The 20160-nt window shown below is 67.5% G+C and carries 21 protein-coding genes; 13 read left to right on the top strand and 8 right to left on the bottom strand.

What is annotated here, in order from left to right; translation table 11 throughout:
- Positions 1 to 114: 114 nt before the first annotated feature.
- From EV649_RS21485 to EV649_RS21470, 4 genes are read left to right on the top strand one after another with little or no spacing between them, the layout of a single operon-like run.
- Positions 115 to 2889 carry a BTAD domain-containing putative transcriptional regulator gene (locus tag EV649_RS21485; protein ID WP_130385347.1) on the top strand — a complete coding sequence of 925 codons (2775 nt, stop codon included), beginning with the start codon at positions 115 to 117 and terminating at the stop codon, positions 2887 to 2889.
- A 34-nt stretch (positions 2890 to 2923) separates the two neighbouring features.
- Entirely contained in the window at positions 2924 to 3199 is a 276-nt protein-coding gene (locus EV649_RS21480; protein ID WP_130385346.1) for a DUF167 domain-containing protein, read from the top strand.
- A gap of 26 nt (positions 3200 to 3225) precedes the next feature.
- Positions 3226 to 3567: a DUF2200 domain-containing protein gene (locus EV649_RS21475; protein WP_130385345.1), complete on the top strand. Its 342-nt coding sequence runs from the start codon at positions 3226 to 3228 to the stop codon at positions 3565 to 3567.
- 44 nt (positions 3568 to 3611) lie between these two features.
- Positions 3612 to 4052: a DUF4440 domain-containing protein gene (locus EV649_RS21470; RefSeq protein ID WP_130385344.1), complete on the top strand. Its 441-nt coding sequence runs from the start codon at positions 3612 to 3614 to the stop codon at positions 4050 to 4052.
- Positions 4053 to 4141: 89 nt separating this feature from the next.
- On the opposite strand, the gene EV649_RS41165 is transcribed toward EV649_RS21470, so the two are convergent.
- Entirely contained in the window at positions 4142 to 4285 is a 144-nt protein-coding gene (locus EV649_RS41165) for a GPGG-motif small membrane protein (protein WP_198682619.1), read from the bottom strand.
- 414 nt (positions 4286 to 4699) lie between these two features.
- Between EV649_RS41165 and EV649_RS21460 the strand changes: the two genes are divergently transcribed.
- From EV649_RS21460 to EV649_RS21440, 5 genes are all read left to right on the top strand, one after another.
- Positions 4700 to 5236: a hypothetical protein gene (locus EV649_RS21460; RefSeq protein ID WP_130385343.1), complete on the top strand. Its 537-nt coding sequence runs from the start codon at positions 4700 to 4702 to the stop codon at positions 5234 to 5236.
- Between the two features lie 93 nt (positions 5237 to 5329).
- Positions 5330 to 6673 (top strand): extracellular solute-binding protein, encoded by a 1344-nt coding sequence (locus EV649_RS21455; protein ID WP_130385342.1) that lies wholly within the window; start codon positions 5330 to 5332, stop codon positions 6671 to 6673.
- Positions 6674 to 6679: 6 nt separating this feature from the next.
- Positions 6680 to 7669, top strand: a complete 990-nt coding sequence (locus EV649_RS21450) for a sugar ABC transporter permease (protein WP_130385341.1) — start codon at positions 6680 to 6682, stop codon at positions 7667 to 7669.
- Between the two features lie 25 nt (positions 7670 to 7694).
- Entirely contained in the window at positions 7695 to 8522 is an 828-nt protein-coding gene (locus EV649_RS21445) for a carbohydrate ABC transporter permease (protein WP_130385340.1), read from the top strand.
- Between the two features lie 205 nt (positions 8523 to 8727).
- A complete protein-coding gene (locus EV649_RS21440) occupies positions 8728 to 9363 on the top strand; it encodes a GAF and ANTAR domain-containing protein (protein ID WP_130386231.1) in 636 nt (211 codons plus the stop codon).
- A 137-nt stretch (positions 9364 to 9500) separates the two neighbouring features.
- Here EV649_RS21440 and EV649_RS21435 read toward each other — a convergent pair whose 3' ends face one another.
- The 7 genes from EV649_RS21435 to EV649_RS21405 all read right to left on the bottom strand — a co-directional run bounded on the left by EV649_RS21435 (position 9501) and on the right by EV649_RS21405 (position 14965).
- Positions 9501 to 10202: a GAF and ANTAR domain-containing protein gene (locus EV649_RS21435; protein ID WP_130385339.1), complete on the bottom strand. Its 702-nt coding sequence runs from the start codon at positions 10200 to 10202 to the stop codon at positions 9501 to 9503.
- Positions 10202 to 10930: a GAF and ANTAR domain-containing protein gene (locus EV649_RS21430; RefSeq protein WP_130385338.1), complete on the bottom strand. Its 729-nt coding sequence runs from the start codon at positions 10928 to 10930 to the stop codon at positions 10202 to 10204. Before EV649_RS21430 ends, EV649_RS21435 begins: the two co-directional genes overlap by 1 nt.
- A 155-nt stretch (positions 10931 to 11085) precedes the next feature.
- Positions 11086 to 12258: an alcohol dehydrogenase catalytic domain-containing protein gene (locus EV649_RS21425; RefSeq protein WP_130385337.1), complete on the bottom strand. Its 1173-nt coding sequence runs from the start codon at positions 12256 to 12258 to the stop codon at positions 11086 to 11088.
- Entirely contained in the window at positions 12255 to 12674 is a 420-nt protein-coding gene (locus tag EV649_RS21420; RefSeq protein WP_130385336.1) for a CBS domain-containing protein, read from the bottom strand. The genes EV649_RS21425 and EV649_RS21420 overlap by 4 nt, the downstream gene beginning before the upstream one ends.
- Positions 12675 to 12765: 91 nt before the next feature.
- Positions 12766 to 13113, bottom strand: coding sequence for a TraR/DksA C4-type zinc finger protein (locus EV649_RS21415; protein ID WP_157996279.1), 348 nt, complete (start codon positions 13111 to 13113; stop codon positions 12766 to 12768).
- Between the two features lie 104 nt (positions 13114 to 13217).
- Positions 13218 to 14600, bottom strand: coding sequence for a serine/threonine-protein kinase (locus EV649_RS21410; RefSeq protein ID WP_130386230.1), 1383 nt, complete (start codon positions 14598 to 14600; stop codon positions 13218 to 13220).
- Positions 14601 to 14701: 101 nt separating this feature from the next.
- On the bottom strand, positions 14702 to 14965 hold the full coding sequence (locus EV649_RS21405; RefSeq protein WP_130385334.1) for a hypothetical protein: 264 nt from the start codon (positions 14963 to 14965) through the stop codon (positions 14702 to 14704).
- Positions 14966 to 15202: 237 nt separating this feature from the next.
- On the opposite strand from EV649_RS21405, the gene EV649_RS21400 reads away from it, so the two are divergent.
- From EV649_RS21400 to EV649_RS21385, 4 genes are read left to right on the top strand one after another with little or no spacing between them, the layout of a single operon-like run.
- Complete coding sequence (locus EV649_RS21400) at positions 15203 to 16495, top strand: SidA/IucD/PvdA family monooxygenase (protein ID WP_241998498.1); 1293 nt, start codon at positions 15203 to 15205, stop codon at positions 16493 to 16495.
- A 35-nt stretch (positions 16496 to 16530) separates the two neighbouring features.
- The gene (locus tag EV649_RS21395) at positions 16531 to 18054 is read left to right on the top strand and encodes an acyclic terpene utilization AtuA family protein (protein ID WP_130385332.1); all 1524 of its coding nucleotides are present in this window, start codon (positions 16531 to 16533) and stop codon (positions 18052 to 18054) included.
- Positions 18055 to 18056: 2 nt separating this feature from the next.
- Positions 18057 to 18524 (top strand): cupin domain-containing protein, encoded by a 468-nt coding sequence (locus EV649_RS21390; RefSeq protein ID WP_130385331.1) that lies wholly within the window; start codon positions 18057 to 18059, stop codon positions 18522 to 18524.
- Positions 18521 to 20158 (top strand): class I tRNA ligase family protein, encoded by a 1638-nt coding sequence (locus tag EV649_RS21385; RefSeq protein WP_130385330.1) that lies wholly within the window; start codon positions 18521 to 18523, stop codon positions 20156 to 20158. Before EV649_RS21390 ends, EV649_RS21385 begins: the two co-directional genes overlap by 4 nt.
- Positions 20159 to 20160: the final 2 nt, after the last annotated feature.

The raw sequence follows: 20160 nt of genomic DNA, 5'->3' as shown, positions 1-20160 counted from the left end.
GGCATGGAACGCCCGATTCCCCAGTGGACGACACGTTCGCAGTCCAGCGTGCAAGAATCGTTACGGTTTCGGTGCGCGGTCCGCCGCGCCGCCGGCGCACCGGGTGGGGGTGTGGTGATCGAGGTCAGTCTGTTGGGTCCGCCTCGGGTCGAGCGGGCGGGAACGCTGGTCGGGTTCGATACCCGCAAGGCGGTGGCGCTGCTCGCCCATCTGGCCCTGGCCGACCGGCCGCGCCCGCGGGACGCCCTGGCCGATCTGCTGTGGCCGGACAACGACATCGAGCACGCCCGCGGTGCGCTACGGCGGACCCTGTCCACGCTGCGCGCCGCGATCGGGCCCGAGTCGCTCGAGACCACGCGAGATCACGTACGCCTGATCAAGAGCCAGGACCTGTCCGTCGATGTCGACCGCTTCCGGGCCCTGGTGGCCGAAGGTGATCTGGACACCGCGGTCGATCTGTTCCGCGGCGACTTCCTGGAAGGCTTCGGTCTGCGGGACGCTCCCGATTTCGAGGATTGGGCACGGAACCAGGCCGACTCCCTACGCCGCGAACTGACAAGTGTCCTGGCCCGGCTGGCGGCCGGTCTGGAGGAGGCCGGCTCGGAGGAGGCCGCGCTTGTTCACGTACGTCGCTGGTTGTCGCTCGACCCCCTGCACGAGCCGGCGCATCGCGCGCTGATCCGGCTGTATGCGCTCACCGGCGACAGGGCCGCGGCGCTGCTCCAGTACCGCCAGTGCGTCCGCACGCTATCCCGCGAGCTGGGGGTGTCGCCGCTCCCCGAGACCACCGAGCTCTACGAGGCCGTCAACACAGGCACCCTGGTCGCGGCCGGCGCGCCCCCTACCGCGGAGGCCGACGGGGCTCCGGAGCGGGAGACGGAGCCGACCCAGACACCGTTCGTCGGACGGAACGATGACGTACGGGCCGTTCGCGCGGTGTACGACGCAATCGATCGCGACGGCCGGCTGGCCGTCGTCGAGGGCGAGGTCGGCATCGGCAAGACCCGCCTGGTCGAGGAGCTGCTCGTCGACCTGCGCAAGAACGGTGCCGTCGTACTGGTCGGCCGGGCGTACGAGGACGAGGCAGCGTTGGCGTACGCGCCACTGGTCGACGCGTTGCGGACCCGGCTGCGCGACGACGCCCGCTGGGTCAACGACGTACCTGACCGGACGATCGCCGAGGTGTCCCGGCTGTTGCCGGAGATCGCAGATGCTCGCCCCGAACGCCAGGCCGAAGGTCCGGGAGCCGAAGCCAGGTTCCTGGCGGCCGTCTGGGACACCCTCGCCGCGGCGGTGTCCGGTCCCGTCCCCGGCGTGATCCATATCGACAACGCACACTGGCTGGACGAGGCGTCCTTGGCCCTCCTCAGGTACGGCCTCCGCCGGCTCGCGGGCCGCCCGCTGCTGGTCACACTCACCTGGCGAACCCCCGCCGTCCATCCGATCGGCAGTGTCGTCCCGGAGGTCGCACGAAGCGGTGGCGCCGTACGCCGGCTCGGTCGGCTCGACCAGGACGCGATAGGTGAGCTGCTCGCCAGCGCGCGGCCGTCCGCGGACCCCAAACTGGCGCGCAGGTTGTACGACGAGACAGAGGGCGTGCCGCTGCTCGTCGTCGAGTACCTGAACGCTCTCACCATCGGTGCCGAAGAGAACTGGCCGGTGCCGACCGGCGTCAACGATCTCCTGCGCGCGCGCCTCGACAGGATCAGCGACACGGCCGGGCAAATACTGGCCGCCGCGGCAGTCCTTGGGCGATCGTTCGACGTCGACACGGTCCGTGCGGTCAGCGGGCGCACTGACGAGGAGACCGTCGCCTCGCTGGAGGAACTCGTACGCCGCGGGCTGGTCCGGGAAGGTGCCCTCGACTACGACTTCGTCCACGACCAGCTGCGACGGCTCGTGTCCGACGACACCGGCCTCGCCCGGCGCCGACTGCTGCACGCCCGGGCGGCCCGCGCCGTCCACGGCCCCGCCGCAGTCGTTGCCCGCCACCTCCAACTCGCCGGCCGCGACCAGGAGGCCGCCCAGGCCTACGTTGCCGCCGCCGACCAAGCCGGCAAGGTCTACGCCAACGCTGAGGCCCTCGAACACCTGCACGCGGCGCTGGCACTCGGGCACGACAATCCGTCCACGTTGCACGCCTCGATCGGGGACCTGGAGATGCTCGCCGGCGACTACGACGCCGCCGTACGCAGCTATGAATCGGCGGCCGCCGACGCATCCACCGCCGACCTGCCGGGGATCGAGCACCGGCTGGGGCGCTTGCGCCACAGGCGCGGTGAGTGGGCACTCGCGGAGGCACACTTCCGCGCCGCCTTGGAGACCCTGCCGCCCGATCAACCTGCCGAGCACGCCCGCGTCACTGCCGACCTGAGCCTCACCCGCCACGACGCCGGCGACACGGCGGGCGCGACGGAACTCGCCCGCCAGGCACTCGCGTTCGCCACCGAGTCAGGCGACCGACGAGCCCTTGGCCAGGCACACAACATGCTCGGCATGCTCGCGACCGCCGACGGTCGCCTCGACGACGCCTTCCGGCATCTCACGACCGGCCGCACCCTCGCCGAGCAGATCGGCGACCTGCCCGGCCGCGTCGCGGCCCTGAACAATCTCGCCCTCGCCCATCGCGCCCGCGGAGAACTGCAGCCCGCACTCGAACTGGCCGGCATCGCGCTCGCCCTGTGCGCCCAGGAAGGCGACCGCCACCGCGAGGCCGCCTTGCACAACAATCTCGCCGATCTGCACCACGCCCTCGGCCACCCCGACGAGTCCATGCGGCACCTCAAAGCAGCGGTCGCGATCTTCGCCGACGTAGGCGCCCCGCACGGCACGGACATCGACGCCGCCGACGAACCCCGACCAGAAGTATGGAAGCTCGTCCGCTGGTAACCGGATCCACACCGGCGCAGGCGAGAATTCGGACATGCGAATCCTGCTCCGGGTCAAACCCGGTGCCTCCCGGACCAGCGTCGGCGGCCGGTACGACGGTCCGGCCGGCCCGGCCCTCGTGGTCGCAGTCGCAGCCCGGGCTGTGGAGGGCCAGGCGACGAAGGCTGTACTGAAGGCGGTCGCCACCGAGTTCGGCGTACGACGCTCTGCGGTGACGCTGGTGCGAGGCTCAACCAGCCGCGACAAACTGGTCGACGTCGAGGGCGAGGAGAGCGAGATCCAGTCGAGGCTCGACAGGCTGCTCAGCTGAGACGGTGCGAGGCTTACCTTTGTCGGATGAGCCGCATCTTCACTGTCACTTTCGCGTCTGTGTATCCCCTGTATGTGACCAAGGTCGAGAAGAAGGGACGCACGAAGGCCGAACTCGATCTGGTGATCGAGTGGCTGACCGGTTTCGACGCGGCAGCGTTGAAGGATCACCTGGCAGCGGGCACGACCTTCGAGGACTTCTTCGCAGCGGCACACCTCAATCCGCAGGCGTCATCGATCACCGGAGTCGTCTGCGGTGTGCGCGTCGAACACATCGACGACCCACTGATGCAGAAGATCCGCTACCTCGACAAACTGGTCGACGAACTCGCCAAGGGCAAGCCAATCGACAAGATCCTGCGCACGTGATCCACCGAAGTGATGAAATCGCTACCTGTTCTGAATGGAGTTCGATGTCCGCCGACCTGAACCGCCCCGAGCCCGATCCCGACAAAGCCGAGCTCGACCGACTGATGGGCCTGTTCTTCAGCGCCTTCACCAACACCGACGGACCACCCCACACGGAACACGTCCACGAGGTCTTCATCCCCCAAGGAACGATCATCAGTCAGACCGGGGATCAGACGATCGTCTACGACCTCGACTCCTTCATCGCACCTCGCCACCGGATCCTCACCGACGGCACGCTGACCGAGTTCGCCGAGTGGGAGGTCAGCGAGCAGACCGAGATCTACGGCTCGATCGCCCACCGCTTCAGCGAGTACCGCAAGTCAGGCATCCAGAACGGCGAGCAATTCGAGGGCGGTGGTCACAAGACCACCCAGTTCGTCCGCACACCGGCCGGCTGGCGCATCAGCTCAATCGCCTGGGAAGACGACAACCCCACCACGTAGCACTATCCGGTGCACCTCGGCCGTCGACCCGTCGTCGGCGGACCCTAGGCGACGCAAGGCTGAGCTCGGTGTGGGGGCGACGTCGGGGGTCAGGTGAAGAGGCTGACTCCGCCGGGGCCGACCAGGAGGCCGAGGACGATCAGGGCGGCGCCCCAGATCATCTGGCCACGGAACAGCGAGACGATCCCGGACACGACGAGGATCACGGCGATGATCCACAGAACGAACTCCATGGTCTTCCCTTTCCAGAGGCGGGTACTAGGCCCGGCAGGTTGAATCCCCGTGCAGGCCCCATCGGTGCCCGCGCAATTCCCGGGCAAAACCTGGCCGTTTCGGCACCTGACAGTTCGGATACCGGACCACTACGCACAGCACCACCTGACCAGGTCCCGATCACGGGAGGAACCGATGTTTGCCATGGTCATCGACCCGGAGACCATTCCCCCGCCACCGACGCCGTCGGATCCGCCGGATCCGCATGAGCCGGTGCCGCCGACCCCGACGCGGCCCGAACCGACCGAGCCATCCGAACCGACCGAACCGCCGCCGCCACCCACTGAACCTGCCCCCGTCTGACGCAGCGCTGCGCCTCGACCGTGACCTGTGGACGCCAATGGGGTACCGGGTCAGTACTGGAGGTGACTCACATGTACGACGTGATGATTCTGGTCGAGGAAGAACTGAGCGTGGCCGATGCGGAACGGATCGTACAGCTGTACGCCGACTTCCCGCAGCGAGTGAAGTTCCACGTGGTGATTCCGTGCGAGGACGCCAAGACCCAGGTCGAGGCGTCCCTGACAGACCTCGCCGGGTCGGACCTGTTCGGTATGGCGACCCAGCGGTACGCCGTCCGCACGGACAACGAAGTACGTGCGGCAGCCGACGAGGCGCAACGTGCCGTCGACGCCCAGGCCACTGAGGCGCTGAACCGCAGCGTCGGGCGCCTGCGTTCCTTCGATCGCGAGGCAGAAGGCCTGATCACCCGCAAACACCCGATCGGCGAGGTGGTCGATTACATCGAGCGGGTCAACGGTCAGGAGGTCGTCGTACTGACCCGGCCGCACGTGATCGCCGAACTGCTCCACGTCGACTGGTCGGCGCAGGCCCGCCGCCACCTCGGCGTACCCGTGCTCCACCTGCTGGAACAGCATCAGGACAGCATCACCGAACGCACATCTTCATAACCGGTCTCCAGGCCATTGTCTGGGAAATCGATTTCTGCGACACTCCCTCGCGTGAGCAGCGTTGTAACACCTAGGCGTCAAGGGAGCATCGACATGCGTCAACGGAGACTCAGGATCGTCGCAGCAGCAGCCGTGGCCGCGTTGATCGCCCTCGCGGGCTGCAGCTCGAACTCCGGTACCCCCGGGAGCTCCGGGGGTAAGGAGGGACCAGCCGAGATCACCTTCTGGCAGTCGCAGTTCGAGCCGTACCAGCAGAAGTGGTTCAAGACGTACGTCGACAAGTTCAACGCGTCGCAGACCGACGTGAAGGTGAAGTACCAGGTCGTCCCCGGTGACACGTGGCAGCAGAAGCTCAAGGCCGCGCAGGCCGCCGGCACGCAACCGGATGTCGCGACGACGAACTACGGCGGTATTCCCGCCGGCGTCGCGAACGGCCAGTTCGCCGAACTCGACGGGCTGCTGCCGGACAAGGCGTGGAGCGACATCAAGTCGAACGTCGGCGGGTTCGTCCAGGTCGGCGGCAAGCACTACGCGTACCCGATGCTCGTCGAGCCGTCGACCGTCCTCTACTACCGCACCGACCTCGTCAAAGCCGCTGGTCTCGACCCGAATACGCCGCCCAAGACCTGGGACGAGCTGCTCACGTGGGCCGAGAAGCTGACGAAGGGCACGGTCAAGGGCATGACGATCGCCTCGGTCGCGCCCGACCTCGGCTGGTCGAGCTGGGGCCTGCAGTACAACGCGTGCGGCCACCTGCCGATCAACGACGACTGGTCCGCCGCCAACGCGAAGGACCCGTGCTACACGAAGCTCTTCGAGTTTTACCAGACCCTCTTCCAGAAAGGCTGGATTCCGCAGCAGCCGAAGGTCGGCTACCCCGACGCGACGCCGTACGGCCAAGGCCAGGTCGCGATGATGGCGAACGGCTCGTGGGCGGTCGGACAGCTCAAGCAGAGCTTCCCGGCGATGATCAAGAACACCGCGGTCGCTCCGTTCCCGTCCGTCGACGGCGATCCGAGCAAGCCGACGGCGACGCTCGGCGGCTGGACGCTCACGGTCGACGCCAAGTCGAAGCACAAGGAAGCCGCGGCGAAGTTCATCGAGTACCTGCTCGCGGGCGACCCGGCGATCATGGCGGACTTCTTCAGGCAGAGCGGCTTCTCGAAGTACACCGTCCGTACGTCGGTCGACCAGGCGCTCGCCAGTGACCCGGCGGCCACGGCCGACCCGTTCATGAAGATCATCAGCGACAAGGTCGTCGCGACCGGCAAGGCCGAGCCGGCGTACCCGTTCGACATCTCCCTCGCGTTCGCAACGGCGATCGAGTCCGTCATGAAGGGCAAGTCCGACATCCCGGCGGCGACCCAGAAGGCGAGCGACGCGATCGACCGCGTCATCAAGCAGCAGCGCCTCAAGGGCACGGCACCGAAGGGCTGACCGACGATGCTCGACACCTCAACGCAGCCGACGGGCCCGGTCACCCAGGTGGCCGGCCCGAACGGCCCCTCGCGCCGACGGCGCCGACGCGACGCGAAGCTCACCGAACAGGTACCGCGACACCTGCGTGCGCATCTCACGGCGTACCTGATGATCACGCCGATGGTCGTGCTGCTCGGCATCTTCGTCATCTGGCCGCTCGTCTACGCGTTCTACCTCAGCTTCTTCGAGATGAGCTTCTACAAGGACGCCGAGTTCGTCGGGTTCGACTTCTACAAGTACGTCCTCACCGACCCTGAGTTCTACGAGTCGCTCCTGGTCGGCCTCAAACTCGCCCTGATGGTCGTGCCAACGATCCTCGTGCTCGCCCTGCTCCTCGCAAGCTTCCTTGCGACGCTGTCGAAGCGGATGGCGGCCTTCATGAAGACGACCGTCTACGTGCCGGCCGTCGTCTCGAGCGTCGTGGCGGCGATCATCTTCGTCTTCATCTACCAGGACGAGGGTTTCGCGAACTGGTTCATCGGGCTGTTCGGCCAAGGCCCGCTCGCGTGGCTCAACACGGCGTCGACGGCTCTGCCGGCCGTGGCGATTCCCGCGATCTGGCTCGGCTTCGGCGTCTCGACCTTGATCATGCTCGCCGGCATCCTCGACATCCCCGAGAGCTACTTCGAGTCGGCCAGGCTCGACGGTGCGAACTTCTGGCAGCGCACCCGCTACATCACGATCCCGTCGCTGCGCAACGTCATCCTCTTCCTGCTCGTCTCCGGCCTGACGTTGACGATCCAGGAGTTCCAGCTGCCGCTCGTCATGACGAACGGCGGCCCCGTCAACGCGACGAACACGCCGAACCTCTACATCTTCAACAGTTTCCGCGACGCCACGCCGTACGCGACGAGCTACTCCCTGACAGCGGCGCTGCTGCTCTTCCTCGTCATCGGCACCATCTCGCTCATCATCTTCCGGGTCGTCAGCTCCGAGAAGTCGTCGGACGCCTGAGCCGGCGTCACCGAAAGGACCTCCGATGAACCGCTCGTGGTACGCCCCGCGCCGGCTCCTGACCTACCTGCTCGTCGCGGGCATCGCGGTGACAGCACTCTTTCCGCTCGCGTGGATGGCGATCTCCGGATTCAAGAGCCAGAACGAGGTGCTGCGCAGCCCGTTCCAGTTCTTCCCCGACGTATGGCGGCTCGACAACTACCGCCTGATCCTCGCGGACCCAGCGTTCGTCCGCGCCATGACCATCACCTTCGTCGGCGCCGTCATCTTCACCGTCGCGAGCCTGGTGGTGAACTCGATGGCGGCCTACGCGTTCGCCCGTCTCGACTTCGCCGGGAAGGGGCTGTGGTGGCTTGTCTGCATCACGCCGATGTTCGTCCCGGCGATGGCGATCCTGCTGACGTCGTTCGTCGTCGTGAGCAAGCTCGGCATGCTCGACACCCTGGCGGTGCTCATCATCCCCGGCGTCGCGGCGAGCGCCCAGATGTTCTTCCTGCGGCAGTTCTACCTCAACATGCCGGCCGCGGTGGAGGAGGCCGCGCTCATCGACGGCGCGACCCGCTGGCAGATCTTCCTGCAGATCTTCGTGCCGCAGTCGCTCGGGCCGTTCGTCGTCGTCGGCATCGCCTCGTTCCTCGGGTACTGGAACTCCTACGTCTGGCCGGTGCTCGTCGTGTCGAACCCCGACCTGACCCAGATCATGCAGTACCTCGCGACGTTCCGCTCGGCACGCGGCAACGAGTGGGGCATGCTCATGGCCGGATCGACCCTGGCAGCGCTGCCGACGATCCTGCTCGTGCTCATCTTCCAGCGCTACATCGTCAACGGCGTCCGCCTCGCAGGCATCAAGTAACCTCGCGCGTCTTTTCCATCTTGCCCAGGTACCCTCGGCGTACTCCCCAACACGGCGTCGTCGGCTGGGTTCGTCGCCTGGTGCGGTGCATGATGGGCACGTGACGGACACGCGAATCACGGGTAGCGAGGACGGTGCGGACGAGCCTTCGGCGCGGGCAGACCTTGGACCGGCCGCTGAAGGCTTCTCCCGGCTCGCTCTGGAGATGCACGAAGCGGAGGGCGTGGACGAGACTGTCGAGGCACTGGTCGAGTACGCACTGCAGGCGCTGAACTGCGAGTACGCCGGCGTCGCGCTGCACACCGCCGGCGGCCGCCCGGAGGTGCCCGCCGTCACCGATCCGGTCGTCGCCGAGATCTATCGGTTCCAGCTGGCCGGCGAGGACGGACCGTTGGTGCAGTGCATGCGCGACCGTGCCACCGTGTCGATCCCGGATCTGGTCCAGGAGACCCGCTGGCCGGAGTGGTCCAAGAAGGTTCTCGACCTCGGGGTTCACAGTGTTCTCGATGTCCCGCTGTGGACAGGTTTCGGCGCCGTCGGTGTCCTGGGCCTCTACAGCCATCGCTCGGCAGCCTTCGGGACGGACGAGGAGGCTGTCGCCCACATCCTCGCCCGGCATGCGGCGGTGGCGGTCGCGACCGCGCGTCGCGAGGAGAACCTGATGGTCGCGGTCGACGCCCGGAAGCTGGTCGGCCAGGCGATGGGGATCCTGATGGAGCGCTACGACCTGGACAGTGACCGTGCCTTCCAGGTCCTCAGGCGCTACTCCCAGGACACCAACACCAAGCTCCGCGAGGTCGCTCAGCAGTTGATCGACAGCCGCCGCCTCCCCAGCGTCTGACCGACGTACGACGCATGAATCGTTCGGCCGCGGGTACCGCTGGGCTACGCGGACATGAGCCGCGTAGCTGGTGGCCCCGTCCACGGCGGACTCCTGTCAGGGGCCACCAGCAACTACTTGACAGCGGGCAACGCGGTTCAGGTACGGCGTTGTGCTTCCTCGATGATCGTGGTTGCGGCCTCGGTCAGGGTGGAGCCGTTCTGGACGGCGCGCTGAACGAGAAGCTGGTACGCGGTGGCCACGTCGACACCCGAACTCTCGGCCAGGACACCTTTGGCTTGCTCGACGACCGTCCGTCCGTCCAGCACGACCCGGACGCGCTCGTCCAGCTCGCTGCCGGTGAGGACCACCGGGTGGACGATGACGACCGTGGCGATATCGGCGAAAGCCTGCGTCAGCTGCAGACTGTCATCGTCCGCTGACTCCACGTCGGTGTGGAAGGCGTTCATGGCGCCGATGAGCCGGCCGTGCCACCGCAGAGGGACGGCGTGGACGGCATGGAAACCGGCTGCGACGATCGCTTCACCGACCGTGCCCCAGCGCGCGATGACCTCGCCGGGCGAGCGCACCGACTGCGAGGCCCCGTCACGTGCCGCGTCGACACATGGGCCGGTGTCGTGCTGGAGCTGGTACAGCTCGAGCTCAACGGCCTGATGTGAGGTCGCGCTCAGGATCTCCAACCGGCCGTGGCCGTCCTTCACCAGGAGTCCGATCGCGCCCGCGCCGGTCAGCCCGGCACAGTCGCTCAGAAGGCGGACCAGGATATCGGCGATGTCGTCTTGCTGAACGATCGCCGCGGCAGCGTCAATGAACGCCTGGGAAGCAGTGGTGGCAGTCATTAGCTCTCGCTTTCGGCGTCGTGTTCGGCGTCAGTTCCGTCGTCGGAGAATCGCAGCCGGCGGCTGGTGATCTGCTCGGCGACCTCGGCCAGGGTCGTGCTGTGGGAGAAGGCATGCGCTCGCATCAGCGCCATCGCGTCGGTGGGACTGATCCGCAGCTGCATCAGCACCATGCCAGTGGCCTGATGGATCTGCGCCCGGGTCGACCACGGGCCGGGGTCGAGATCCGACTCGACCGGTGGCGGCGGGTCCTTCATGAGCGCGGCCCCGATCGCATCGGCCAGAAACTGCGCCCGATCACCGTCCGGCAGGTCGTCGGCGTTCTGGTGCACCGTGAGTACGCCGATCGTGCGCTGACCAGGACGCATCGGTACGGCGTACACCGTCCGGACGCCGGGCACCTCGCGGGCGGCCTCGGTGAACAACGGCCACCGGTCACGATCGACCCGCACATCGGTCGCCATGGCGGTCTCGGCCACGTAGGCAGTAGGGCCGGGGCCCTCGCCCAGCACATCCTGAAGATCTTCCAAACGCGCCGCCACGTCATCGGTGGCACACAGCGTCACCCGACTCGGCTCGGTGTAGGACAAGGTGATCGCCGCTCCGTCTCCACCCACGATCGCCAGATACGCGCGGCACAGACGAGTCTCCAGCGGCAGCTCCGGACCGTACTCAGCGATCTTCCTCGCCAACCGCGCCAGCAACGTCGTCCGATCCACCCGATCCATCTACCTCATCCCCGAACACCGCCGGCCCCCTCGACACACACCGACCCAGGCACCTGACCGCGCCTTTCCCACCCTCGCAGATTCCGGAGCCGAATGCACCTCTGACGTGCAGAAGTTCGCGTAGTCGCGTCCGTGGTGTTGCGTCATGGCAGTCCTCAAGGATTGAGCAGCACTTTGACGGCACCGTCCGCCTTCTGCTGGAACATCTTGTACGCCGCAGGGCCCTCCGACAGCCCCAGGTGGTGGGTTGCGAAGCTGTCCACGTTCAACGGGTCCTCGTCGGTCAGCAACGGAAGAATCTGGCCGCTCCAGCGGCGGACGTTGGCCTGGCCCATCCGCAGCTGGATCTGCTTGTCGAAGATCGTCAGCATCGGCAGCGGATCGGCCATGCCTCCGTAGACGCCGACCAGGGAGATCGTCCCGCCGCGGCGGACGACGTCGATCGCGAGCAGCAGCGCGGCCATCCGGTCCACGCCCGCCTTCTGCATGAACGTGCGCTGGACGGCGTCGGGCAACAACCCGGCGGCCCGCTGCACGATGCGCGCACCCGGTGAGCCGTGCGCTTCCATGCCGACGGCATCGATCACCGAATCCGGTCCGCGCCCGTCGGTGAGATCGCGGATCGCGTCCGCGACGTCGCCGGCGTACTCCACCGTCTCCACGCCGTTGGCCCGCGCCCGCTCGAGCCGCTCGGCGACCAAGTCGACCCCGATCACCCGGTGGCCCCGGTGCAGCGCGACCCTGCACGCCATGTCGCCGATCGGCCCCAGCCCGAGGACGACGAGGGTGCCGCCGTCCGGAATCCCGGCGTACTCGACCGCCTGCCAGGCAGTCGGGAGTACGTCGGACAGGTACACGTACCGGTCATCGGGCGGGCCGTCCGGGACCTTGATCGGGCCGTACTGCGCTTGCGGAACCCGCAGGTACTCCGCCTGACCACCAGGCACCTGCCCGTAGAGCTTGGTGTAACCGAACAGCGCCGCACCCGACCCGTGCTCGCGGACCTGCGTCGTCTCGCACTGTGTCTGCAAACCCTGCAGGCACATGAAGCACGACCCACAGGCGATCTGGAACGGCACGACCACCCGATCCCCCGCCTGCAGCCCTCCTACCTCGGCCCCGGTCTCCTGGACCACACCGATCACCTCGTGACCGAGCACGTCACCGGCGTCCAGGAACGGCCCCATCACCTCGTACAGATGCAGGTCCGACCCGCAGATTCCGCTCGTGGTCACCTTCACGATCGCGTCCGTCGGCTCCTCGATCCGCGGATCCGGCACCTCGCCGTACTCGACCGTCCGCTTTCCCTGCCAGGTCAGCGCCTTCATCTGCTCGGCTCGGAGATGTCGCTGATGGTCTGGCCGGCGCGTCCGGGCATCGCTTGTACTACGTCCGCTTGGGCCAGCATCCCGACGAGGTCATGACCGTCGATGACCGGAAGACGGCGTACCTGATGCTCTTCCATCGTCCGTAGCGCCTCCTCGATGCTGTCGTCCGCGCCGATCGTCACAGGCTTCCCCTGCCCGAACGAACCAGCCGTGGCCTGCGCCGGATCGCCGCCTTCGGCGAGGCACTTCACGACGATGTCGCGATCGGTCAGCATGCCCTTCAACCGGTTGTCCTCGCCGCAGATCGGCAACGCCCCGACATCCAGGTCCCGCATCTTCCGCGCTGCCAGGACCAGGGTCTCGTTCTCAGCCACACACTCCGCACCCGGCGTCATCAAATCCCGTGCAGTAGTCACGTCATCACCCTCCTGAGCACGCTTTGTCCTGATACTCACGCGGTGCCCGCCACCGCGATCAGCCATGCGCTCAACAGGAATGCTTCGCTCGCTAGTCCTGGTGGTTTTCCTGGGAGCGCTCGCACGGCAGGCACAGCCTGATCGTCGGGATCGCTATCAGCCGGTAGCTGGGGATGGTCTGCCTGCAGAGCTCGCAGGCTCCGAAGGTGTCCCGGGAGAGGCGGAAGAGTGCGGCGTCGATCTCCGCCAACGCCCGCCGCGCGCCGGCCGTCAACGCGGCCCGGACTTCGCCGAGAGCCGTCGAACGCGGCGCCTCGGCCTGGTACGACAAGCTGATGAGTTGCTCGAGCCTGAACTGCCGCTCCTGCTCGAGTTCCCGACGGAACCACTCCACGTCAAGAGAGCGTTTGCCCATCGGGACCTGATCCGAAATGACCATCGGCCCAATCTCCTCATCGTGCAGGACGCACATCGGCAGGTACCCAGGTCGCGTCAGGTCAATTCGCCGACTGCCTGCGGTGATCAGCACGGCGGGAGAAGTCGCTAGTCCGAGGCTGGAGTGGTTGCGTTGGTTTGCGGGCTGGGCGACGTTGTGCCGGACGACGGCGGGGAGCTTGTCGCGGGGGTTGGCGAGGTGCTCGGGGAGGGCGACGGTGTTTCCCGAGTGGATGTCTTGCTGCTCTGAGTCGGCGACGTCGTACTCGCCGAGGTCGTGCCAGTCGTCGCCGGCGACGGTGTTCGGGGTGTTGCAGAGGCGCTTGGCGACGGCTGGCGTGAAGTCTTTCGGGTCGCTGCTGCGGACGTGCCGGAGTCAGTAGGTGCGGTTCTGGTCACGGCGGTCCGCGTCACCGGTGCACTCGGACCCCCGCCGGGCTGAGGACCGACATCGGTTGCCGGGGGCAACCGATGGTCGTTGGCATTGAGCACGATCCCGGCCAGCACAGCGGCTGCCGTCGCGAGGGTGGCGACCATTCCGGCGACCAGGGCGTGCCGCCGTCTGCCGATCGGCACCGTCTGCGGCACGGCGGATATTCTCGCCGCGATGATCGGGTCGGCGTACCGCTCGGTGTCCGTTGTTTCATCCGCGGAGGCGGCCAAGACGCGGCCGATCTCTGGTGCATACAGCCGACCGAGCAACGAACCGTGCGCGATCTCGGCCGCGGACGGGCGCTCCTCCGGGTCCTTCGCGAGCATCCGGAGCAGTACGCGCTCGAACTGCCCGTCCAGTTCGGGCAGGGTCAGACTGGGAGGCGCGGGCGTGGCGTCGACGTGCTGGTAGAGAATGGCCGCCGGGTGCTCGCCGGTGAACGGCGGCTGGCCGGTGACCAGCTGATAGAGCACGCAGCCCAGCGAGTACACATCCGCTGCCGTGCCGCCCGGCCCTCCCCTGGCTCGCTCCGGCGCGAGGTAGACGGCGCTGCCGATGATCTGGCCGGTCGCCGTGAGGGTCGTCGCTCCTTCTCCTGGAACGTGCGCGATACCGAAGTCCGCGACCTTGACGGTTCCATCCTCCGCCAGCAGCAGGTTGCCCGGTTTCACGTCCCGATGGACGACGCCCTCCAGGTGCGCCGCGGCAAGCCCCGCGGCGGCCTGCTCGACGATGTCGATCGCACGATCCAGCGGCAGTCGCCCACGTCGGGCCAGCTCCGCCGCGACCGTCGGACCTTCGACGAGCTCCATCACCAGGAAGAACCCGTCTCGGTGATGGCCGAAGTCGTACACCGAGACAACATGCGGGTCGCTCAGCCTCGCGGCAGCCCGCGCCTCGCGCTGGAATCGCTGGGCCGCTCCCGGGTCGCGATTGGACGGCAGCAGCAACTTGACCGCCACCGACCGCCCGAGCTGTTGGTCTTCTGCACGGTAGACCTCCCCCATGCCGCCCCGGCCGATGGAGGGGCCTATTTTGTACCGCTTGGCAACCAGCATCGTCTCCCCCGTACCCCCGGCCCCCTCCAACCATTCGCTCCGCCGGGTAACGCGCAGCATCGGGAGCACCCCGCGGACGGGTGACCTGCCCGCAGGGCGGGCTATTTCTGGTGGTGCCGGCGTTCGGTGGCGGGGTGGTGGTCCTCGGTCGGCGTGGTTCGTTGGCTCAGGTCGATGCGACGGGTGCGCGTCAGGTAGAAGGTCCCGCCCCCAACCAGGGCGACCACGATCACCGCGCCTACCACCACCCAGATCGCACCGTCGTAGTCATTCGGGCTTGAGTCGGCCGCACCCGGCGGCTGCGGCCGGCTGGAGTTGGTCGAGCCCAGGGTCGGAGACGGGGTCGTGGCGACCGCTACTTGCACGGTCGTGTCCTGTGCCTGCGCAACCGCGGGGGCCGAGGCAACAAACGCAAGGCCCACCACCGCAGTTCCGGCTGACAATCGCCACGCTGCGCTGATCATCCTTTCCCGGTTCCCTTCCCGCCGCACCATCATTCGCGCCAATGACCGACGTGTATCAACGGCGGGTGGCGTGGGGCTCTCGAAGGGAAGGTGGTGCGAGCGGAGGCGAGGGTGCGGATGTCTGAAGACCTAGGTGTTGTGGAAGTCGAACTGCTGGCGATCGGGGCCGGGCCGTCGAACCTCGGGCTCGCGGTTGCGCTCGAGGAGTTGGCGCCTGATCTTGCGGCGAACACCCTGCTGATCGACCGGAACCCGACGATCGAGTGGCAGCCGGGCATGCTGATGCCCTGGGCGACGAGCCAGGTGTCGTTCCTCAAGGACCTGGTCACCCAGCGGGACCCGTGCAGCCGGTTCTCGTTCCTGAACCACCTGTACGAGACCGGCCGGCTCGACGAGTTCGTCAACATGAGCACGTTCACGCCGTACCGCGTCGAGTTCGCGGAGTACCTGCGCTGGGTCGCGGACTCACTCACCCAGGTCCGGATCCAACTGGGGCGTGAGTGCGTCGCGGTGCGGCCGCGGCGGGACGACGCCGGGTCCGTGACGGGCTGGGTCACCAGCCTTGCCGACGGTACGACGATCCTCAGCAGGTACCTGGTGTACGGCGGCAGCCGCGAACCGAACATCCCGCCGGAACTCGCCGGTGTGTCCCCGGACCGGATCATCCACAGCACGCAGTACCGCCGGCGGGTGGCCGAGCTGGACGGCGAACTGCCGTACCGAGTGGCGCTGGTGGGCAGCTCGCAGAGTGCCGCCGAGATGTTCCGTGCACTGCGCGACGACCTGCACGACAGTGACATCACCTGGCTGATGCGGTCCATCGGACTGAGCTCGGACCAGTCCAGCAAGTTCACCAACGAGATGTACTACCCGTCGTTCGTGGACGAGTTCTACGACGCCCGGCCGGCGGCGCGGGAGCAGATCCTCCGGGAGCTGTACCGGACCAACTACTCCGTCGTCACTCCCCCGATGCTCGAACATCTGTACGCCGACCTGTACCTCGATCGCTTCCAGGAGCGCACCGAGCGGCGTCTCGTCACGATGGTGGATATCACGTCCGCCCACGAGGCCGGGGACGAGGTTGTCCTGGAGCTCACCGACCGGCGGACCGGAGCAGTCACCGAACTGCGCCGCGACCTGGTGTTCCTCGGCACGGGTTTCGACACCCGGATGCCGCGGCTGGTGCGCGAGCTCGCGAGCGACCTCGGCCTGGAGCACATCGAAGTCTCCCGCCAGTACCGACTTGAACTCCAAGACGACAGCAAAGCGGCGTGCTATCTCCAGGGCGTCAACGAGGAGACGCACGGCATCTCCGACTCACTGCTCAGTGTGCTGGCCCAGCGGGCCGAGGAGATCTGCCGGGACATCGTCGCGCACCGGGGCCGAATCCCGGCGACGGCTGTATCAGCCGATGAGCCAGCCGGGCTCTAAGGGGTGGGAAAGCCCAGCCCCGCGAGGAGAACCGGATGACAACACTCGAACTGGATCGCTCCCCGGCCGACGGTGTGGCACAGGCCCGGGAACAGACGCTCGCCGGGCTGCGTTCGGCGATGCCGCCCGATCTCATCGCCGAAGCGCTGCGCTGCAGCGGGCGGCTCCTGGACGAGCTGCCGCACCGGCGGGAGCTGGAGCGCAACCTCGTCCTGGTGGCGTTCGGCGGCGGCAAGGACAGCGCGTACATGCTGGCGTTCGTCCGGGCGATGCAGCTGATCCTGGACAAGGTCCACAGCCGTACGTTCCGGATGCGGGTGGCGACCAACCGGCACGCGGGCATGCCGCGCGCGGTGCTGGAGAACATCGACCGCGAGTACCGGGCGCTCGGGCTCACCGACGATCCGGACTGCGAGCTGCTGCTCGTGGACGGCGACGAGATCAGCGAGTTCGATGTCGACTCTCCGCAGCGCGAACACGTCGTACGGCGGAATCGGCTCGACATCCTGATGACCGGGCACCGGACGTTCGCCGACGGACGGCCGACGTTCTGCAACTCCTGCAACCTCAGCGTCTTCAACGCCTTCGGACTGGCGGCGGCGTACGGCGACGGCGCCGACGTACTGATCACCGGAGACTCACCGCAGGAGCAGCGTCAGTACAGCTTCTGGGTCGGCCGGCTGGCCCGGAGTCTGCGCCCTGCCCCTGCCGAACGACAGCGCGCGAGCGGGAACGGATTCGGCCGGATCCTCGGCCGGCTCGACGACATCTCACAGTCGTACTTCGCCGACATCCACGGCCCGGAGGCCACCGCCGCGATCACCGAGCGCCGGGTCAGCGTGGAGGTCCCGGACCGGCTGCGGTTCTTCACCGTCTACGGCGAGACCGCCTACGCGGCCGGGGACCACTTCGACCTGCTGACCGGCTTCCTCGGCTTCCAGTTCGACGACCTCGCGTTCAGCTTCACCGAGTCCGACTGCGCGAACCCCGCGCTGATGGCGCACCTGCGCGGCCTCAAGGCCGAGCGCCTGTTCCAGCGTTCGTACGACGAGGGCTTGGCCGAGTACGTCGAATTCGCGCTCGGCCTGATGCGCAAGAAGGACATCCCGGACGCACTGGTCGAGATCATGCGCGGCCGGTACGACGGCCCCGACGCACCGGTCCGTATGCGGCGGGCCGCCGAGGAGTACGCCCTGACGACCTTCGGGCTCACGGAGGAGCACCTGGTCTGCATGACCTACTCCCCCTTCGCCGGACAGGGCGCCGGGCTCGAACAGTTCCTGGACCGCGAGTACCCGGCCCTGTCCGCGCGGATCAATGACATCCACAACCTGCTGGCCGGCACGGCCGAGGATCCCACGCTGGACGCCGAACTGGAGCGGATCAGCGGACTCACGCCGAGCCAGCTGCGAGTGCTGTACAGCCGGTCCGTGCAGAGCACCGGCGGCGGTACGCCGGTCATCGACCTGATCCTGGCGGGCGATCCACACAAGGCGGTCATCGAGACCCGGCACTCCAAGGACGGTCCGAACACCTTCGAACAGATTTCGGGACGGTAGCCATGGTCGTACACATCTCCCGGCTGGATCGCGACAACCTGCTGCACGAGTACGGCGTGGACACCCAGCGCCTGCAGCCGTGGCCGGTCCTGAACGCGCCGTTCGAGACCAGCTACGCGGTCTGCCGGACGGGGACGGTCTCCAAGCTGCACACCCATCACGAGCAGGAGATCTTCGTCGCCGTCTCCGGGGAGTGCGTGGTCGAGTGCGGCGGTGAGCGGCAGCCGTTCCGGGCCGGCGACGTCGCGTACTTCACGCCCGGCCAGCTCCACCGGGTGCACAACCTCACCGACGAGGACTTCGTCTTCTGCAGCATCTGGTGGGACCCCGAGATGGCCCACCGATTCCTTGCCGAGTACGCCGGATCGGACACCGAGACGTTCGCCGCCGAAGCCGCTGCGAACGCCGACGAGAACGCCCGCACCGCCGAGGCCATCGAGACCGCCGAGCGAGTAGGAGCCAGCCAATGACCCAACTGCTGCCGTCCGACGACAACCGTCCCGTCCTCGTCCTCGGCCCGAACCCGACCCCGAACGGCGGCATGCACCTCGGCCACATCGCCGGGCCGTACCTGGCCGGCGACGTCTACGCCCGGTACCAGCGCGCCCGCGGCCGGAACGTCATCTTCACCTCCGAGACCGACGACAGCCAGACCTATGTGGTGGCGTCAGCGGGCCGGGCAGGCATCACACCGGAAGAGCTGTGCAAGCGCTCGACCGCGAAGATCCAGGAAGCGTTGAGCGCGATCGGCATCTCGATCGACGGGTTCGGCCCGTTCGACCAGACCTACCGCGCCACCGTGCTGCAGTACTTCAGCGCGCTGCACGCCGCCGGCGTGTTCCGGCTGAAGACCGTCCGGTTGCCCTTCCTGGAACGGACCGGTGAGTTCATGGTCGAGGGCCTGATCGAGGGCGACTGCCCGGTCTGCCTGACGAGCAGCCGCGGCGGCCTGTGCGAAACCTGCTGCCACCCGAACAACTTCGACCAGCTGATCGACCCGCATTCGACGATCAACCCCGACGACAAGCTCACCTACCGCGAGGCCACCATCATGGTGCTCCCGCTGGAGGAGTACCGGGCGCAACTGACGGCGTACCACAACAAACTGGCGGCGCATCGCCGGCCGCACGTCCGGCAGATGATCGCCGAGCTGCTGTCCCGGCCTCTGCAGGACGTGCCGATCACGTTCCCGCTGACCTGGGGTATCGATGCCCAGTTCCCGGAGGTCCCGGGGCAGGTGCTGAACGCCTGGCTCGAACTGATCCCGGCCGGCATGTTCACCACGTCGTACGCCGCCGCGAGGCTCGGCCGGGACACTGTGCCCGGCGAGCTGTGGCGCAAGGCCGAGAACCTGCGGATCGTGCACTTCCTCGGCTTCGACAACGCCTACTACTTCTGCCTTCCACACATCGCGATGCTGATGGCGCACGGCGACAAGTACGTCTGGCCGGAGTCGATCATCAACAACGAGTTCTACGAGCTGGAGAGCTCGAAGTTCTCGACCAGTAGGGGACACGTGCTGACCCCCGAGGAGCTGCTCGAGGAGGTGCCGCGCGACATCGCCCGGCTGTACCTGGCGCTCACCGCACCGGAGTACCAGCGGTCCACCTTCAGCCGGGCGGGCCTCGACACGATGGCCGAGGAGCGGCTGGTCGGCCCGTGGAACCAGCTGGCCGGCATCCTTGCCAAAGCGGTCGCGAACGCCGGCGGCGACAGCCGGCTGCCGGTCTCGGACGCAGGCCGGCAGCGCGTGGCACTGATGCTCCAGCGGTTCGACCTCGGTTATGAGATGCCGACGTTCAACCTGAACCGTTCGGCGGACACTGTGCTGGTCCAGATCGACCGGTTGCGGCGGCGGGCAACGATCCTCGACGGCCAAGGCCTCGACGAGCAGCCCGACAGCTGGGGCGACCTGTTCTGCGAGGTCAAGGCGCTGCTCGCGCTGGCCTCGCCCATCCTCATCGATCTGGCCGGCGCGGCCCGCGACGCCGGCGTCTTCGACGACTCGCCGGAGAACGGGACCCTGGTCGCCGGAGCTTTCGACACCGCCGAGGTCACCCCGTTCGCGCCTCCCTTGCTGGCGGCCGACGCGGCCGTCGGGTGATC

This window comes from Kribbella sp. VKM Ac-2569 (genome assembly GCF_004216905.1).
GTDB lineage: Bacteria > Actinomycetota > Actinomycetes > Propionibacteriales > Kribbellaceae > Kribbella.
The sequence above is the reverse complement of the archived record's forward strand: the minus strand, read 5'-3'. Positions and strand labels throughout refer to the sequence as shown.

Excerpts from the sequence above, each read along its gene's own strand:
- EV649_RS21480 (WP_130385346.1), top strand. The coding sequence starts at position 2,924 with ATGCGAATCCTGCTCCGGGTCAAACCCGGTGCCTCCCGGACCAGCGTC.
- EV649_RS21475 (WP_130385345.1), top strand. The coding sequence starts at position 3,226 with ATGAGCCGCATCTTCACTGTCACTTTCGCGTCTGTGTATCCCCTGTAT.
- EV649_RS21470 (WP_130385344.1), top strand. The coding sequence starts at position 3,612 with ATGTCCGCCGACCTGAACCGCCCCGAGCCCGATCCCGACAAAGCCGAG.
- EV649_RS41165 (WP_198682619.1), bottom strand. The coding sequence starts at position 4,285 with ATGGAGTTCGTTCTGTGGATCATCGCCGTGATCCTCGTCGTGTCCGGG.
- EV649_RS21460 (WP_130385343.1), top strand. The coding sequence starts at position 4,700 with ATGTACGACGTGATGATTCTGGTCGAGGAAGAACTGAGCGTGGCCGAT.
- EV649_RS21455 (WP_130385342.1), top strand. The coding sequence starts at position 5,330 with ATGCGTCAACGGAGACTCAGGATCGTCGCAGCAGCAGCCGTGGCCGCG.
- EV649_RS21450 (WP_130385341.1), top strand. The coding sequence starts at position 6,680 with ATGCTCGACACCTCAACGCAGCCGACGGGCCCGGTCACCCAGGTGGCC.
- EV649_RS21445 (WP_130385340.1), top strand. The coding sequence starts at position 7,695 with ATGAACCGCTCGTGGTACGCCCCGCGCCGGCTCCTGACCTACCTGCTC.
- EV649_RS21440 (WP_130386231.1), top strand. The coding sequence starts at position 8,728 with ATGCACGAAGCGGAGGGCGTGGACGAGACTGTCGAGGCACTGGTCGAG.
- EV649_RS21435 (WP_130385339.1), bottom strand. The coding sequence starts at position 10,202 with ATGACTGCCACCACTGCTTCCCAGGCGTTCATTGACGCTGCCGCGGCG.
- EV649_RS21430 (WP_130385338.1), bottom strand. The coding sequence starts at position 10,930 with ATGGATCGGGTGGATCGGACGACGTTGCTGGCGCGGTTGGCGAGGAAG.
- EV649_RS21425 (WP_130385337.1), bottom strand. The coding sequence starts at position 12,258 with ATGAAGGCGCTGACCTGGCAGGGAAAGCGGACGGTCGAGTACGGCGAG.
- EV649_RS21415 (WP_157996279.1), bottom strand. The coding sequence starts at position 13,113 with ATGGTCATTTCGGATCAGGTCCCGATGGGCAAACGCTCTCTTGACGTG.
- EV649_RS21410 (WP_130386230.1), bottom strand. The coding sequence starts at position 14,600 with ATGCTGGTTGCCAAGCGGTACAAAATAGGCCCCTCCATCGGCCGGGGC.
- EV649_RS21395 (WP_130385332.1), top strand. The coding sequence starts at position 16,531 with ATGACAACACTCGAACTGGATCGCTCCCCGGCCGACGGTGTGGCACAG.
- EV649_RS21390 (WP_130385331.1), top strand. The coding sequence starts at position 18,057 with ATGGTCGTACACATCTCCCGGCTGGATCGCGACAACCTGCTGCACGAG.
- EV649_RS21385 (WP_130385330.1), top strand. The coding sequence starts at position 18,521 with ATGACCCAACTGCTGCCGTCCGACGACAACCGTCCCGTCCTCGTCCTC.